Genomic DNA, 15,938 nt, shown 5'->3' with positions numbered 1-15,938 from the left:
TGTCTGGATTGGCTGGAAATGGCCAATTCGGGAGAGAAAGCGATGCAAGACGAGTGATAAGTTCCGGAACGGGCTGTCTGGAAGCAACGCAAGGTCGACTTACGCCGCTGTAATGTCAAAAAGTCGGATTATTCGAGGTGCCCTTTACATAAAGTTGCGAATTTCCAGGTCCGAAGCACCAAAACAGTTCGGCGCCCCCTCACGGGGGCTATCGAGCAACACATGAGCCCAGATCGCAGCTGCTCACGACAGATCTTGAACAGGTTCTAAGGAATTACGCCACAAACAATCCGTGCACCTCCACCACCCAAGGCAGCAGGGTGATCGGCATGATTATCGCCTCCAGCATGAACCATCAGCGCTCGTTTGCGCAGGTCTGCGAGCTTAAGTCTTGGTGCCAGCAATGGCTGGTCTGCTTTACCATCCGCATCGACATACAACGCGGGCAAGTCACCTAGATGCCCACTTCCCCATGGCGTGCCATGTTCAGCTGTTTTCTTGGGGTCGTAATGCCCACCTGCTGCAAGCGCAGCAACCTGCTTGCCATCCTTTTCCTTTGGCGCACAACTTGGATTTTCGTGCACATGGAATCCATGCAAACCCGGTGGCAACCCAGTCAGAGAAGGCGTAAATACCAAGCCGTACTTGGATTCAGTCACCACCACCTGCCCTGCACTCTCTCCCGAACCACTTTCGTTCGCAACGCTCATCGGGATCACCACACGGTTCTCAGCCATTGCAGCCCCAGCAAAACCCAGCAATGCCACTGTCACGACCAAATTCTTCATATTTACCTCAGGGTTAAGTAAGCCTAAACCAGCACACACTGGCAGCATTCAAACACCATCCGGATGGTTACTCATCAGCTGTTGTAGGACAAGGTCTGTATATCATTGTTTATTGATATTCCAGAGGCTTATCTTGGATAGCATTTATCTAGCGTACAACCTATGTCTGCTCAGCAGTCTTGCAATATAGGCTCATCAACGCTCAAGCAGAACCTTCAACATACGTTGCGGATTAATCAGAAAGTCGCGGGTTACTTGGAAGTGCTCGGTCTCTTCATAGGCTACTTGCCGGATGCCGTCTGCAGTGCACTGAAAAATATGCGCATCCGGGTAGGCCATCAATATCGGGGAATGCGTGGCGATAATGAACTGGGAATCATCCAGCACCAGATCGTGTATGCGTGACAAGACAGCCAGTTGACGCTGTGGCGATAACGCGGCTTCCGGTTCGTCAAGGATATACAGTCCCTTTCCCCCAAACCGGTGCACCATCAGCGCCAGAAACGATTCCCCGTGTGATTGCTCGTGCAGCGACTTTCCGCCATAGGAATCAATAAGTGGCGGACCGGATGATGACGCTGAGTCCAGGTTTTCGATTTCTGTAGCGACATTGAAGAAGCTCTCGGCACGTAGGAAAAACCCATCCCGCGGCCGGCGTATACCTTTTGCCACACGCAGATACTCGTGCAGATTGGAATGGGAGGCACGCGTATCGAATCGGAAGTTCTTGGTGCCGCCTTCAGGATTGAACCCTTGCGAAATGGCGACGGCTTCCAACAGGGTGGACTTGCCCGAACCATTTTCCCCCACAAAGAAATTGACCTTGGGATGCAGATCAATCCAATCCAGCTTGCGCACGGCTGGTAAGCAAAATGGATACTGCTTGAAGGATGCGACTTTATCTCGTTGCAGGGAAATACGGCTGATGTACTGGGTGGAAATCATGGGGTTCAGTAGGGGCGAGATAGGACACAAGTAACGCATTGTGCAGCGATGCGCTCAATCCGATATCGCTACCCTTACCATGGACCAGAATTCAATCTGTTAGTGCCATAACACTTAGCATTCAATCAACAGACAGCACATAGCATCACGGCAGCTAAGAGTTGCTAACAAAACCCAGCGAAGCGATTCTGGCTAGGCGCGCAAGCGTAGACAGTACGCGGGTACGGCAAGCTTGCGCAATAACGCCTGAAGGGTTTTGTTAGCGGCTCTAAAAGAACTGCCACCCCATCCCCCGATAAGTAGGCACCTGCTCTACTATCTGCCCATCACGCAATAGCAGCACTGAATTAAAGCGATCGAGATATTCCCCCGCCTTGGCAGGTCGGAAAAGCACTGTATCTCCCACGGTTACATCTGTTCTACCAAACAAGGGGGTTTGCACTTCTCCTGCCCCTTCCTGCCCCAACAGACTTAGACCAGCCGGCCACACTGGCTGTGGCAGCTTATGCTTTCCGGCAGCGCCTGATGCGACATAACCACCACCCTGGCAAGTTATGCTGCCAGTGCCTGCACTACGACAGGCTTCCAGTGCAAAGAACGCTGCAGGCTCATGCTGAAAGTCCTGGTAGTAATCAAACAGAGTAGGCGTATAGAGGCCAGAACCCGCACCGAGTTCTGTCACAGAAGTATCGGCCGCAGTGGAAACAAGGCTGCCCGTACCGCCACCGTTTACAAAACGAAGCAATGCACCCGCTTGCCTCAACGCCGCCACCATCTCTTGACGTCGTGCCGCCACCCGCGGTGTTGCCCATGCTTTGAGCCAACGCACCACCTGGTTTTCCACCCATTTTCCCGGCACCGCATCGCCAACACCCGCAATCTGCGCCTCATAACCCATCACACCAACCAGTTGCAGACTGGGGTAGTCTTTTAGCTTGGTGTACAGTGCCATGACCTTGCCTGGCGTATTCAGTGGCGATCGATACACACCAAAATGCAAACCCGGCAGATCGAAGCTCATGTCAAGATCGAACGCCACTTCCAATGAAGTGCCTGCACAGTCGGCTGCGGCCTGCAAGGCAAGCAGATGCTGTTCGCAGTCCACCATGGCAACAATATGTCGGCCAGTCGCCACAGCGCTAGTAAACACATCAAGCACGGCAGGCTGGCAGGTCGGGTAAGCGACCAGGATATCGTCCATACCCTGTTCAGCCAGTGCCACAGCCTCTGCCACGCTGTAACACAATATGCCTGAGTAAGCCGGGCCATAAGCCAAGGCACGACGAATCAACGCCGGAACGCGCAATGACTTGCTGGCCAGCCTAATTGGCTTACCCGCAGCCCGCTGGGCCATGGCGGCCAGATTACTGTCAAACGCATCAAGATCCACCAGGGCACAAGGTAATGCCATACCCTGAAGGCCTGCTGCCAACTTGGCGTAACGCTGGGCTTGTGGCAGCAATGGTTGAAGGGTGGCCTCCACAGCACGTTTCACGATTGTCTGCCCTGTTTACCGAGTTTGTTTGCCAATTGCTCCAAAGGTAAGCCCGCCAGAGCAAAGCGGATGATCCCACCCAGACCACGGATGCGACTGGCCACCGTCATTTTGTCCAACGCTTGATACTTGGCTGTAGTGAAGGGGTACCAGTTCGCCTCGATCTTGGACGAATTTCCATCCACCATCACCGCTTTCACATTGCAAAAGCCGCGCAACCCTTCCTCCCCCTTGAACCGGCCGATACCACTTTGCTTGGTACCACCAAATGGCAGCGCGTGGTTACCTTCGGTAATCATATGGTTGTTGATGGAAACATTGCCCACCTTGAGCTGCCGCGCAACACGCTCAGCACGCAATTTGTCGCCACTCCAAACACAGGCAGACAAGCCGTAGATAGTGCGGTTTGCCAAGGCTACGGCTTCCGCTTCCTTATCAAAAGGCATAACAGGCAGAAAGGGGCCAAAGCTCTCCTCCTGCATCACCAACATGTCATGGGTCACACCACTCAACACAATCGGTGGAATCGCGGTGCTATGGCCGTCCCATTCCTGGCCTGTGTGCTGGGTAGCACCTTTGGCCAATGCATCCGCCAGGTGCGAACGCACGATATCTATCTGCATCGGCGTCGTCATGGTGCCGATGTCATGATCCGGCCCCGTGCCCAAGGTCAGCTTACGGGTCTGCGTTACGAGCAACGCCAAGAAGCTTTCGTAGAGCGGCCGTTCCACATAACAGCGCTCAATCGAGGTACAGCTTTGGCCGGTATTGGTAAACGCACCCCACATCGCACCCGCAACACTGCGTTCCAGATTGCTGTCTGCAAACACCAACATCGAGTCCTTACCGCCCAGCTCCAGCTCCACCGGAACCAGCAATTCGGCTGCCTGCGCCATCACCTTTTTGCCGGTTGCCACGCTGCCAGTAAAAAACAGCTTGTCGGGGCGTTTCGCGAGGCAGGCAGTACCTACAACGCCAGTACCGTAAACCACCTGTGCCCAATCAGGCGCGAAACCCGCTTCAGCCAGAATCGACTCGACCAGACCGCGCAAAGGGGTGAATTCGGACGGTTTGTGCACCACGGCATTCCCGGCAGCGAATGCAATGGAAATCGGCACGATGGCTTGGTAAAAGGGGTAGTTCCAAGGTGCGATAACCAAGATGGTGCCCAGCGGCTCGTACCAGATACGTGACTGTTTGCCCAGCATTGCCAGTGGCGTAGGCATTTTGCGATCCGCCAAAACCTTGGCTGCATCACGACGCAGGTATTCAAGGTTATCGATCACCGCAAATATTTCGCCCAGCAGTGCATCACTGGCGCACTTGCCGGTTTCTTCCGTTACCCTGGCGATAATCTCCTCACGCCGCCGCAATATCACCTGCCCCAGTTTATCGAGTACAGCCAGTCGTTGTTTCAGGTTAAGGTTTGCGACGTCAGTCTGTGCCTTGCGCGCCCGATCAAACACAGCAGTAATTTCGGCCTCATCTGGCACAAGATTCGGTGCGGCATCACGTACTAGCTGATTCATGGGGGGTTCTCCTGGCAATAGAGTTCGAATGGCGGCGTCCCACCCCAAGCCTTCGCGCACTTGTGCGCCACCCGGGCCGGCAAAGCCGTAATAAAGCGAATACACCACGCCGGCAGCGCCAAGACGCGCCAGACGTAACGGAACAGATTGAAAGGTTTCCGCATGATCAAACAGGCGTAGCAGCAGTTTGAGTAGCGGACCGGGCAAGTTGGCAGCAAGATCAAGCAAGAGGGCGAAATCAACCCGATCCTGCGGGTGCATAGCATAGGCGAGGCGATCGACATCCAATCCCGCCCCACTTGCGCTGAAATTGGGCAATTCCCCGGTACCAGGGCAGTAGCAATCTCCTAGCCGGTTCAAACCGCGCAGCTGGCGTGCACTGAAATAGATACTGGCTGCACTACCACACTGATAGGCATGAGGTTCGTACCGCATCACGCCACCTCCACCATCTGACAACCCAATCGGCGCGCCAACGCCATGATTGTCAGCGACGGGTTGATGCCCGGCGCGCTGGGGAACAGGCTCGCATCCGCCACCTGTATGCGCTGGCTGCCAAACAGACGAAAGTCCCCGGCAACACAGCCTTCTTCCGGGCGGCGAGCCAGCCGTAGTCCACCCATCAGATGCAACCCGATACCAAAGCGGCCTGGCAAGATGGCTTCAGCGTCAGTCGCCCGAAATACATTGCACACAGCCTGGTAACCCGCTTTGGCGCGGCGTTTGTCTTCGGCATCGAGTTCCTTATCGATACGCAGCCGCCCACCTGAAGCCAGACTGAGACGACCGGCATGGGTGTCGCGCACCGCCACCTCGATGCAAGCGTAATGGCATATTGCCGCCATCGACTGCTGGTGCTTGTGCCCGAGACCAGGTAGTAACAACGCCGTCCCAATCGGTGGCGAAAAGACGTTCTCCAGCTTGAAACCCTGGGCGCGAAAGGACGGGTCATCTGACTTGTAGGCCTGAAATGGCCCACGCTGGGCATTGACCGGATCGCGATAACGCGCGAAATACATGAATTGTGGATGGCAGTAATAGCCCTGACCCAACGCAGGCAGGCGTGCACTCCAACCCGACCGCATCAACAAGGCATTGCTGCCCAAGGTACCGGCGGCCAACACCAGCTGGCCTGCCCGAAAGACTTGTGGTTGACCATTGGCGAGCCGTGCTCGTACTGTCACACCACCGGTTTCCTCCGCGATGGTTTCCACTTCACATTCGGTCAGTAGCTTCGCCCCTGCTTTCAACGCCACCTGTAGTGACGTCAACGGAGTGGACTGCTTACTGTCCAATCGGCAACCGTACAAACACTCGATACAATCATTGCCCTCTTCATGCCGGCAGCCCGCCTGCCCCCGCTGCAATGGCGAACAGCGATAACCACATGCTTCGAAGCCTTGCTTGAACAACTGTGCATTACGGTTGGCATGCAACTCAGGCACCGGTTGAATCTGCACCGCACTGCGAGCCCTTGCGTACCAGGGCACCATGCCGGACTCACTCAACCATGACAGCCCCGTCAGTTCTCGCCACTCATCGAAGGCAATACTGTCAAATTCATCGAGCAAAGCCTGGTTGACGATGGAACCACCGCCAACCACGCGTGCACGCAACATAGCAATACTGGCACTGCGGTTGAGTTCCAGCCCACCGTGCCAGAATAGCTTGGCATTGCCATCGAGCTCACCTCGCGGAGAATCCAATCGCGAGTAGTAACGTCCAGCCTCAATCACTAGGCAGCGCCAGCCTGCTGCTGCAAGTTCAGCCACAACATTCGAGCCCCCCACACCCGCCCCGATCACGATGGCATCGTAGTCACGCTGCACAGTTTCCTCCATCCTCTTCTTTGTATTTATAACATCGTTATCACACAGAACTTTAGCCAATAGCAAGCCATTCCATCTATTTAGGCACAAAGCTATTTGTACTTTTACATCATTTGTTTATGAGGAATTTCTGTGATTTGACATCACAAAAAAATCATTCAATAACGTTGTTACAAACAAAACCAATGGAGGAATGATTATGAAAAAGCGTACGGTAAATCTGCTGCGTATCGGTTGCTCGCTAGCTGGCCTGCTAACCATGGCGCTGCCAGCCCACGCCGGTTATCTGGTAGGCAGGGGCAAAGCCGATATCACAGGGGAAGCTGCCGAAGTCGGGATGATGGGATATGCGAAACTCTCGCAGAAGACTTCTGGTATTCATCTGCGACAGTGGGCGCGGGCGTTCGTGGTACAGGACCAGGCCAATGGCCGCAGGTTGGTATTTGTGAACAACGACCTGGGCATGGTCTTTCAGGGTGTACATCAAGCAGTGCTTACAAGGCTCAAGGCGCGCTTTGGCGATCGTTACACGCGAGAGAATGTTCTGCTGTCTGCCACTCATACCCACGCTGGCCCTGGCGGGTTTTCGCATTACGCGCTGTATAACTTCACTACCCTCGGATACAACGCACGTACCTTCAATGCAATTGTCGATGGCATTGTCGAAGCCATCATCGCCGCCGATGCCGACCTCAAGCCTGGTGAAATTCGGATAGCGCGCGGTGAACTGTTCAATGCCAATGCGAACCGCTCGCTACTCGCGTATGAACAGAACCCCGCAACCGAGCGCGCCCGCTGGCAATACAACATCGACCCTACCATGACGGTGCTCCGTTTCAGCCAGGGCGGCCGTGATGTCGGCATGATCAATTGGTTCGCCACCCACGGCGTTTCCATGCACATGAGTAATACGCTGATCTCCAGCGACAACAAGGGGTACGCCGCGCAATACGTGGAAAAACAGGTATTCGGCAAGCAAGGGCGCAATGATTTTGTCGCCGCCTTTGCCCAAAGCAATCCTGGCGATATGACGCCGAACCTGTGGCTGAATGGTAACGGCCCCACTGACAATGAATTCGAGAACACCCGTATCTTGGGTGAACGCCAAGCCAACCGGGCCATGGCGTTATTCAACACAGCCAGCGAGCTGCTCCAGGGACCGGTCGACTACCGCCAGCAGTACGCCAATATGGCCCAGGTCAACATCCGACCAGAGTTTGGTGGCGGCCAGACCTGCATGGCCGCGCTGGGCAGGGCCTTCGCAGCTGGTACCGAAGATGGCCGTGGCGAAGATGGCTTTAACGAAGGCGATTTCACCAGTAATCCGTTTCTGGCGCGACTGGGTACCGTGCTATTTGGTGTGCCGGCTGATGTTGAAGCCTGCCAAGCACCCAAACCGATTCTGATTACCACAGGCCTGCAAAAACCCTTCCCATGGACGCCGGAAGTACTGCCTCTTTCCATTGCCCGCATCGGCCAATTGGCGATCGTCGCCGGGCCAGGCGAGTTCACCATCATGTCAGGCAGGCGCATTCGGGAAACGGTTGCCAGTGCGCTCCATCTACCTGTCGGTAATGTGATCTTCGCAGGTTATACCAATGCCTATGCCGGTTATGTGGCAACACCTGAAGAGTACGATGCGCAACACTATGAGGGTGCTTCCACACATTTTGGCCGCCGTACGCTGCCAGCCTATCAACAGCTCTTTTATGATCTCGCCACCGCCATGAACAACGGTCAGTCCGTGGTAGCGGGCCCAGCTCCGAGAGACTTGGCCGATCAACAGATCAGCCTGCAGACCGGTGTAGTGCTCGACAACGTGCCGATTGGAAAACGCTTTGGGCAAGTTGTGCGTAATACCGCAACCAGCTACCAACGGGGGCAGACTGCTGAAGCATGGTTCTGGACTGGCCACCCAAAGAACAATCTGCGGCACGGCGACAGCTTCATCAGCATCCAACGCTGGAATGGCAACGCATGGCAACAGGTAGCCAACGATGATGACTGGAGCACTACCTACCGCTGGGTACGCATTGATCCGGTCTGGGGGACATCGCAAGCACGCATCCAGTGGCAAATTCCACTCGACGCCACACCGGGGAAATACCGTATCGTCCATAACGGCGATTACAAGAATGGCTGGAATGGCCAGATATATGGGCTAAGCGGGGCTAGCCAAAGCTTTACCGTCAATTAAGCGTAGGTAGCAAAACCTTTCTGGGGAGTACTTCCCCGATGGTAAGAATCTGCTCAACGCCTTGCGAGCTAGAGCGAGACGTTGAGCAGGTACAAAAAGAATAATTAGGGGATAAAACCATGCTTCATGACAACCGCCTAGCTACCTTATTAGCGCTGGCGCTCTTCCCAGCTACAGCACAAGCCGGAGGCTTCGCATTGGATGAACAAGGTGCAGCCGGCATGGGCAATGCATGGGCAGGTGCTGCGGCCGCTACCAGTGACAGCAGCGCCGTCTTTCATAACCCAGCGGCATTGATGGGACTCAAGCAATCGCAATGGTTGATTAGTGGCAACTATATGGACTTGTCAGCCAAGTTTCGCGCAACAGGTAGTGACACATGGCTGATTGACCGCGCTACTGGTCAGGTCGGTACAACCAGCGTAGTTGGTACGCCAACCGGTGAGGTACGTGCCGTCGGAGGGGGCGATAGTGATGGCGGCCGGGGCGGCCTGGTGCCAGCTTTCTTTTATGCGGTCCCAATCAACGAACAAGCTACTGCTGGGCTGGGCGTATACGCCCCATTCGGCAGCGAAACCCGATTTGATGCAACTTGGGCTGGCCGTTACAGCGGAATGGATACAGAAATTACGGCATTAAACATCAGCCCTACGCTGGCATGGCGGATCAACCCGCAACTGTCGATTGGCTTTGGCCTCAATGCCATCAGGATCGATGCTGAAGCGAGCAAAGCGCTCGACTTCCGATACGAGGCCACTATCGCCGAAGCTGCATTGGGTCAATCTGTACCTGTGATTGATGGCAAGGCTACGCTCAAAGGCAAAGGCTGGGGATATGGCTTCAATCTCGGCCTGCTTTACGAAATGGCCAATCACGCAAAGCTGGCAGCGAGCTTTCGCAGCAGTGTCACCCCTAAAGCCAAAGGTGACTACAGAGTGGAAATCCCCGCTCTTTACAGTCAGTTGGCAACCGGTTTGGGTATGAGTCTGGAATCTGAGGTACAAGCCGCCCATGCCAAGGTCAAACTTCCCTGGCGTTTGCAACTCGCAACCGATTGGCCTGTGAATGAAGACTGGTCAATACAGGCTGACATCACCCGTACCGGCTGGAAGCGCTTCAATGAGTTGCGTGCCCAGATCAACAACACACCTGACCAGGTACAAGTACAAAATTGGCGTGACACCACACGAGTCGGCCTTGGCGGTACTTGGCATTACGCCGATGCGTTGGACTGGAAATTCGGCATTGCCTGGGACCAGACACCGGTACGTTCTGCACAGTGGCGGCACCCATCCACGCCCGACGCAGACCGGCTATGGCTGAGTACCGGGTTTGCATGGAAATATGGTAAAGCCAACCAGTTGGACTTCGGGCTTGCTTACACTCATCTGAGCAATGCTCAGGTGGATTACACCGACACCGCTACCAATCGGGCAGACTACCCCTTCTTTGCTGCAGACCAGAAATTCCGCGTGCAAGGCAACTTCAAGCTCAAGCTCTGGTCAATGGGGGCGCAGTATCGTCACAGTTGGTAAACCCATAGATAAAAGAGACTCACTCATCGGCCCCTTCCAGTTCCAATTTACGGGCTGGGCAGGAGAATGCTAAGTAGCAGGTTCCGCATCACACATCGCACCATGTCCATTACTGAACGCCGCCAACGTGAGCGCAATGCGCTTCGCCGCAAAATTATTGAGGCCGCCCGAGCGCTTTGCGCCGAAGGCGGTTACGAAGCGCTGACCGTACGCAGCATCGCCAGCCGAATCGATTATTCAACCAGCGTCATCTACAGCCAGTTTGAAGACAAGGCTGCGCTGTTGCGCGCTGTCACCGATGAGGATTTTGCCGAACTGACACGGCAATTGCTGGAACAGGATGTACCGAATGCCCCCCCCACGCAGCGCATCCTTGATATGGCGACACGCTTCGCCAACTTCGCCCAGCAGCAACCCGAACACTATCGCCGTATCTTCATCAGCCCGCCCCCGCCGGTCAGCGTGGAAGAGTCCGCAGCAGAACACGGCAATCCAAATGAAGATGCTTATGCCTTTGCTAGGATGCTGTTTGTTGTGCTGATTGACGCTACTCCAACAGTCACCGAGCGCGATGCGGACATGCTGTTGCAAATGTTCTGGGGGAGCTTACATGGTCTCATCGCCTTGCACCTCACCTTGGCGGATGAGCCATGGGTCAGCCTCAAACCACTCCCCGCGCTGGTAGAGCGCGCTGCCCGCGCGCTGCTGGCCGGGGTCGGCGCACCGATAACGTATAGCTCGTAGGCGAATATCGAAGAAGAAGCCTGGATTTATTGCCCGCCTGACTGAAAACTAAACCCCCAAATAAGCCAACCAGATACATTACCAATCTGAATAGACCTCGCTTGCGAGCCCAGGCTCCACCCGTATTTGCAGAGAATGACCAATGTACCGCTACCTTTTGTTGCCCACCTTGATGCTCGCTTGTACTACCCCGCAAGCTGCAGAATGCAAAGTGTATGACCCCGAATTACAAGGCATCTATTCAGGCAGTTGTAACCGCGAGGGCTTAGCGGAAGGAAGAGGCATAGCTGAAAGCGATGCTGCACGCTATGAAGGGGAGTTTCGCGCCGGCAGAAAGCATGGTGTCGGTGTAAAGACTTGGAAAGCTTCCGGTGATGAATATCGAGGCGGCTTTTACGATGATTATCGCCAGGGCTGGGGGCGTTACCTATGGGGCACCAAATCTCAATGGCCAGGAGAGGCTTTTGAAGGTGAGTTTGTGAAGGACAAGCGTCATGGATACGGCGCTTACTTCTGGCCCAACGGGGACAAATTTCAAGGAAAATGGCAGGACGATGTGCGCTATGGACAGAGCATAATGGAGATGCCGCGTTAGCGTTTTCCACAACATCTCAAATAGATAAACGGGAAGCATTGACAAATCAATGCGTGATAGCATTAGCTATATTTTTAAAATTAAAATATAATTATTTAGTGAAATATGTACGTAGATCAAGCACATCAATTGTTATCTCAAATGCTTTGGACCGGGCTCGCCGTCTGTGCGCCTGTTTTAGGCATTGCTATGTTGGTAGGTCTTTTGATCAGCGTGCTGCAAGTTGTAACCCAAGTGCAGGATATGTCGCTCAGTTTTGTGCCAAAACTCGTAGCGGCCATTATCGCCTTGGTCGTATTTGGCCCCTGGATGTTGCGCGAGCTGCTTAACTACGCGACCAAACTTATCCTTTCTGCGCCTAAATTCCTTTAGCCAGCTACAACATGCGTATTGATTTCGATCTCGCCTGGGTGGCGGCTGTCCTGCTTTGCTCTTTACGCCTTGCCGCAGCCATTGCGCTTACCCCTTTGTTGAGCGGTTTTTCCATACCTGCTCGACTAAGGGTATTGATTCTGTTGGCCTTGTCGGTCTGCATGATCAGCCCTGCTAACCTCAGCGCAATCCCCCAATCCAACGACACACTGGATCTGGTTCAAGTTGCCTTGTGCGAGCTTGCCTTTGGTGCTGCGCTAGCGTTTGGGGTATTCGCTGCATTCAGCTCATTCTCACTTGCAGGACGCATCCTGGACTTGCAGATTGGCTTCTCGGTGGGTGGGTTGTTTGATCCGGTGACGCGCCGGCAATCCCCTATTCTGGCCGCTTTTTTCGATCTATTTGCCGTTGTCTCGTTTTTCCTCGCCAATCTGCACCACACTTTGTTGCGCGGCTTTATGGCCACACTGGAGGCCGTACCACCAGGTACTGCGAGTCCTTTCGTATCCCCACTTCTGCTCAGCCAGCAGATGACCGTCATGTTCGTAAATGGCTTAAAGCTGGCTGCACCGGTCGTTATCTGCCTGTTGCTTGTTGATATTGGCCTAGCAACGCTATCGCGCAATATTCCGCAGTTCAATATTTTCGTGATCAGCCTACCCATCAAGACGCTGGTGGGTATCGCCGTATTGGCGGTTGTCATCCGCTATATGGGGCCCAGCGTTTCGCGCGCACTCAATGCCATCTTCCCTTATTGGAGCGCCCTGGTGGCGTAGTGCGATGGCAGAACAAGAACTCGATCGCAATGAACAGGCGACGCCTTTCAAACTTGAACAGGCGCGCAAAAAGGGCTCGGTAGCAAAGAGCCTGGATACGGTATATGTCGCTGTCCTGGTTGCCTTGACGCTGTTCTTCTATTCCTTCGGTTGGCAGGCCATCAATCGCTTTCTATCTGTCGCACAGATTACGCTGGGCAACGCTGGACGTAATGATTGGTCACAAGGTGGGGTGGTCGCATGGCTAAGCACGACGTTGCTGGCAAGTATGCAGCCCTTCCTGCCGCTGGTCCTGGCCCTGATGATCGCCGCCATCCTGGCCAGCTTGGCCCAAACCGGACCTGTCTTCAGCCTTCATCCCATCAAACCGGACTTCAACCGACTCAATCCAGCAAGTGGGTTCAAGCGCTTGTTTTCGATCAAAGTCGTTTACGAAGGCATCAAGAGCCTGGTGAAGCTCGCGGTCATCGGCATAGTTTTAACCTTGGTCCTGTCCGAACTCCTGCCGCTTTTCATGGCTTTACCTCAGATGGAAGTACGCCATTACGCCACGGTGATTTTGAACGAAAGCGCCGCATTGCTGTTCAAGCTCGCGCTTGCAGCACTGCTGCTGGCCATTCTGGACATGGCCTATACACGCTGGGAATTCGCCCGCCAGATGCGTATGAGTCCACGCGAGTTGAAAGAAGAGCACAAGCAACGCGAAGGCGACCCCCGCATACGCGCGCGGCTGCGTGAACTAAGAATGGAAGTCCTGAAACGTACAAAAGGTGTTGCACGGGTTGCGGAAGCCGATGTGCTGATCACCAATCCGGTGCACTACGCGATTGCCGTCAAATACAGACATGGCGAGATGGACGCGCCACTGGTCGTTGCAAAAGGGGCTGGCCAATTAGCCGCCAGACTACGCGAAGCCGCCTACCGACACGAAGTCACTATCGTACAAAACCCGCCGTTGGCACGCGCGCTGTTCAAGCAGGTCGATAGCGACGAGTACGTGCCGGAATCACTTTATCCAGACGTCGCAAAGATCCTGGTCTGGATCTATGCAATGCGCGCTGCCCGCACGCAAGGAGCAGCCGTATGAATAACTTGCGCAAAGTTTTCCAGCAGAATGCCGACATCGCCATCGTGCTACTGGTGGTAGGTGTACTGATCGTACTGTTCACGCCTATCCCATCGCAGCTGCTGGACTTCCTGATCCTCGCAAACTTCAGCTTTGCCCTGCTGATCCTGGTGCTGACCTTCTATATGCCCAAACCGGTCGAGTTCTCGACCTTTCCGGCATTGCTGCTGATCGCCACCCTGTTCCGACTGTCTCTGAACGTCGCCGCGACACGGCTTATCCTGAGCTCGGGCGATGCCGGCCGTGTCATCGGGGCGGTGGGTGGTTATGTAGTAGGCGGCAACTACGCTATCGGCCTCATCGTCTTTCTGATTCTGATTGTCGTGCAGTACGTCGTAGTTACCAATGGCGCCCAACGGGTTTCCGAGGTGGCTGCCCGCTTTACGCTGGACAGCATGCCCGGTCAGCAGATGAGTATCGACGCCGACCTCAACATGGGTTTCATCGACCAGGAAGAAGCCAAACGCCGCCGCAAGAACCTGGAGAAGGAAGCCGGCTTCTATGGTGCGATGGATGGCGCCAGCAAGTTCGTCAAGGGTGATGCCATCGCCGGCATCATCATCATGCTCATCAATATTGTCGGCGGGCTGGTTATCGGCGTCATGCAGATGGGCATGCCATGGGGCCAGGCGCTGCAAACCTTTACCCTGCTGACCATTGGTGATGGCATCGTTACCCAGGTGCCTGCCCTTGTCATTTCCGTCGGTACCGGCATTATCGTTACCCGCTCGGCCTCAGATGCCAATTTGGGCCAGGAAGCGCTCAAGCAGCTGGGGTCCTTTCCCAAAACGCTGCTTTTGGTCTCGTTTGCGCTGGCTGGGTTGCTACTGCTCCCTGGCATTCCGGTCATCCCCGGTGCGGCATTGGCACTGTTGTTCCTGTTATTCGCCTGGCTGTCCCGCAAGCAACAGCTGGCAAGTCCGAAAGAGGCTATCCAGGAGGAAGCCAAAGAAGCTGCACAGCAAGATGCCTACGCCGAATTGGACGTTGAGCCGATCGAAGTCTACGTCGCCAGCAATCTGGGGCACCTGCTCAGCGAAGAGCAGCCGGTGATGATGGAACGCATCGCCGCTTTCCGTAGCCAGTACGCAGGGGAGTCGGGCCTTGTACTGCCAAGCCTGAAGATCCGTGAAGCAAGCCGACTGGGCCAGAATCTTTACGAGATCGCAATCTTCGGTGTGGTGGTGGCGCGGGGTGAGCTCATGCCCGGCTATACCATGGCGATTCATGCTGGTGGTAACCCGCGCAAGCTGAAGGGCATCGAAACCAAAGACCCGACCTACGGCTTGGCCGCGGTATGGATTGAGGATGAGGAAAAGGAATCGGCACGCCAAGGCAAATACACCCTTGTCGATACCTCCACCGTATTTATTACTCACCTGTGCGAGACCCTGCGCCAGCAGTCCTCCACCTTGTTGACGCGTTCTGAAACCGAGCGACTGCTGGAACGAGTGCGACAAAAGCAGGTCGGTCTGGTCGAAGAAATCGTGCCCACGTTGCTATCCGTCGGCGACATTCAACGCGTCATGCAGAACCTGCTCAAAGAGAAGGTTTCCATCCGCCATCTTCAGGCGGTGCTTGAAACATTGGCGGATGCGGCCAAGGTCAGCAAAGACCCCGGTTACTTGACGGAAGCCGCACGCCAACGCCTGGGCCCGATGATCTGCCAGGCCCTGGTCAACCAACAGAACGTCCTGCAGGTATTGATGCTCGATCCTTCAATCGAGTTCCAACTCTCGCAGGGCTTACAGCCGGCAGAAAACAGACCACCTGCTGTCGATCCGAAACTCACCGAAGCGGTGATGCGTCAATTGGCGCAGCACGTCGAACGCATGATGAAGAGCAACCTGATGCCCGTCCTCCTATGCGCACCAGAATTGCGTCGGCACATCCGTACGCTGTCCGAACGCATGATGCCGCATCTGCGCGTGATCTCGCTGCTGGAGGTGCCAAGCACGGTAGAGCTGCGCGCCTTCGCTTCAGTAACGATTCAATAAGGAAGAAATC

General features: G+C 54.9%; 13 protein-coding genes. 8 read left to right on the top strand and 5 right to left on the bottom strand.

What is annotated here, in order from left to right:
• Positions 1 to 266 precede the first annotated feature (266 nt).
• The 5 genes from sodC to ACUHMQ_RS14430 form a co-directional block, all read right to left on the bottom strand.
• Positions 267 to 788 carry a superoxide dismutase [Cu-Zn] SodC gene (sodC, locus tag ACUHMQ_RS14450; protein ID WP_445296169.1) on the bottom strand — a complete coding sequence of 174 codons (522 nt, stop codon included), beginning with the start codon at positions 786 to 788 and terminating at the stop codon, positions 267 to 269.
• Positions 789 to 983: 195 nt separating this feature from the next.
• Positions 984 to 1,772, bottom strand: coding sequence for an AAA family ATPase (locus ACUHMQ_RS14445; RefSeq protein WP_445296168.1), 789 nt, complete (start codon positions 1,770 to 1,772; stop codon positions 984 to 986).
• A 229-nt stretch (positions 1,773 to 2,001) separates the two neighbouring features.
• Positions 2,002 to 3,228: an alanine racemase gene (locus ACUHMQ_RS14440; protein WP_445296167.1), complete on the bottom strand. Its 1,227-nt coding sequence runs from the start codon at positions 3,226 to 3,228 to the stop codon at positions 2,002 to 2,004.
• Entirely contained in the window at positions 3,225 to 5,192 is a 1,968-nt protein-coding gene (locus ACUHMQ_RS14435; RefSeq protein WP_445296166.1) for an aldehyde dehydrogenase family protein, read from the bottom strand. The genes ACUHMQ_RS14440 and ACUHMQ_RS14435 overlap by 4 nt, the downstream gene beginning before the upstream one ends.
• The gene (locus ACUHMQ_RS14430) at positions 5,192 to 6,586 is read right to left on the bottom strand and encodes an FAD-dependent oxidoreductase (protein ID WP_445296165.1); all 1,395 of its coding nucleotides are present in this window, start codon (positions 6,584 to 6,586) and stop codon (positions 5,192 to 5,194) included. The genes ACUHMQ_RS14435 and ACUHMQ_RS14430 overlap by 1 nt, the downstream gene beginning before the upstream one ends.
• Positions 6,587 to 6,785: 199 nt before the next feature.
• On the opposite strand from ACUHMQ_RS14430, the gene ACUHMQ_RS14425 reads away from it, so the two are divergent.
• The 8 genes from ACUHMQ_RS14425 (at position 6,786) to ACUHMQ_RS14390 (ending at position 15,928) form a co-directional block, all read left to right on the top strand.
• On the top strand, positions 6,786 to 8,783 hold the full coding sequence (locus ACUHMQ_RS14425) for a neutral/alkaline ceramidase (protein WP_445296164.1): 1,998 nt from the start codon (positions 6,786 to 6,788) through the stop codon (positions 8,781 to 8,783).
• Between the two features lie 119 nt (positions 8,784 to 8,902).
• Positions 8,903 to 10,318: an OmpP1/FadL family transporter gene (locus tag ACUHMQ_RS14420; protein WP_445296163.1), complete on the top strand. Its 1,416-nt coding sequence runs from the start codon at positions 8,903 to 8,905 to the stop codon at positions 10,316 to 10,318.
• 102 nt (positions 10,319 to 10,420) lie between these two features.
• Positions 10,421 to 11,062 carry a TetR/AcrR family transcriptional regulator gene (locus tag ACUHMQ_RS14415; protein ID WP_445296162.1) on the top strand — a complete coding sequence of 214 codons (642 nt, stop codon included), beginning with the start codon at positions 10,421 to 10,423 and terminating at the stop codon, positions 11,060 to 11,062.
• 142 nt (positions 11,063 to 11,204) lie between these two features.
• A complete protein-coding gene (locus ACUHMQ_RS14410) occupies positions 11,205 to 11,657 on the top strand; it encodes an MORN repeat-containing protein (protein WP_445296161.1) in 453 nt (150 codons plus the stop codon).
• Positions 11,658 to 11,762: 105 nt separating this feature from the next.
• Entirely contained in the window at positions 11,763 to 12,029 is a 267-nt protein-coding gene (locus ACUHMQ_RS14405) for a flagellar biosynthetic protein FliQ (RefSeq protein WP_445296160.1), read from the top strand.
• A gap of 11 nt (positions 12,030 to 12,040) precedes the next feature.
• Positions 12,041 to 12,805, top strand: a complete 765-nt coding sequence (locus ACUHMQ_RS14400) for a flagellar biosynthetic protein FliR (RefSeq protein WP_445296159.1) — start codon at positions 12,041 to 12,043, stop codon at positions 12,803 to 12,805.
• 4 nt (positions 12,806 to 12,809) lie between these two features.
• The gene (locus tag ACUHMQ_RS14395; RefSeq protein ID WP_445296158.1) at positions 12,810 to 13,892 is read left to right on the top strand and encodes an EscU/YscU/HrcU family type III secretion system export apparatus switch protein; all 1,083 of its coding nucleotides are present in this window, start codon (positions 12,810 to 12,812) and stop codon (positions 13,890 to 13,892) included.
• Positions 13,889 to 15,928, top strand: a complete 2,040-nt coding sequence (locus ACUHMQ_RS14390; protein ID WP_445296157.1) for a flagellar biosynthesis protein FlhA — start codon at positions 13,889 to 13,891, stop codon at positions 15,926 to 15,928. Before ACUHMQ_RS14395 ends, ACUHMQ_RS14390 begins: the two co-directional genes overlap by 4 nt.
• Positions 15,929 to 15,938 lie beyond the last annotated feature (10 nt).

The organism is Chitinimonas violaceus (genome assembly GCF_052601015.1).
Note: the sequence above shows the minus strand (reverse complement) of the source record. Positions and strands in the feature narration are given on the sequence as shown.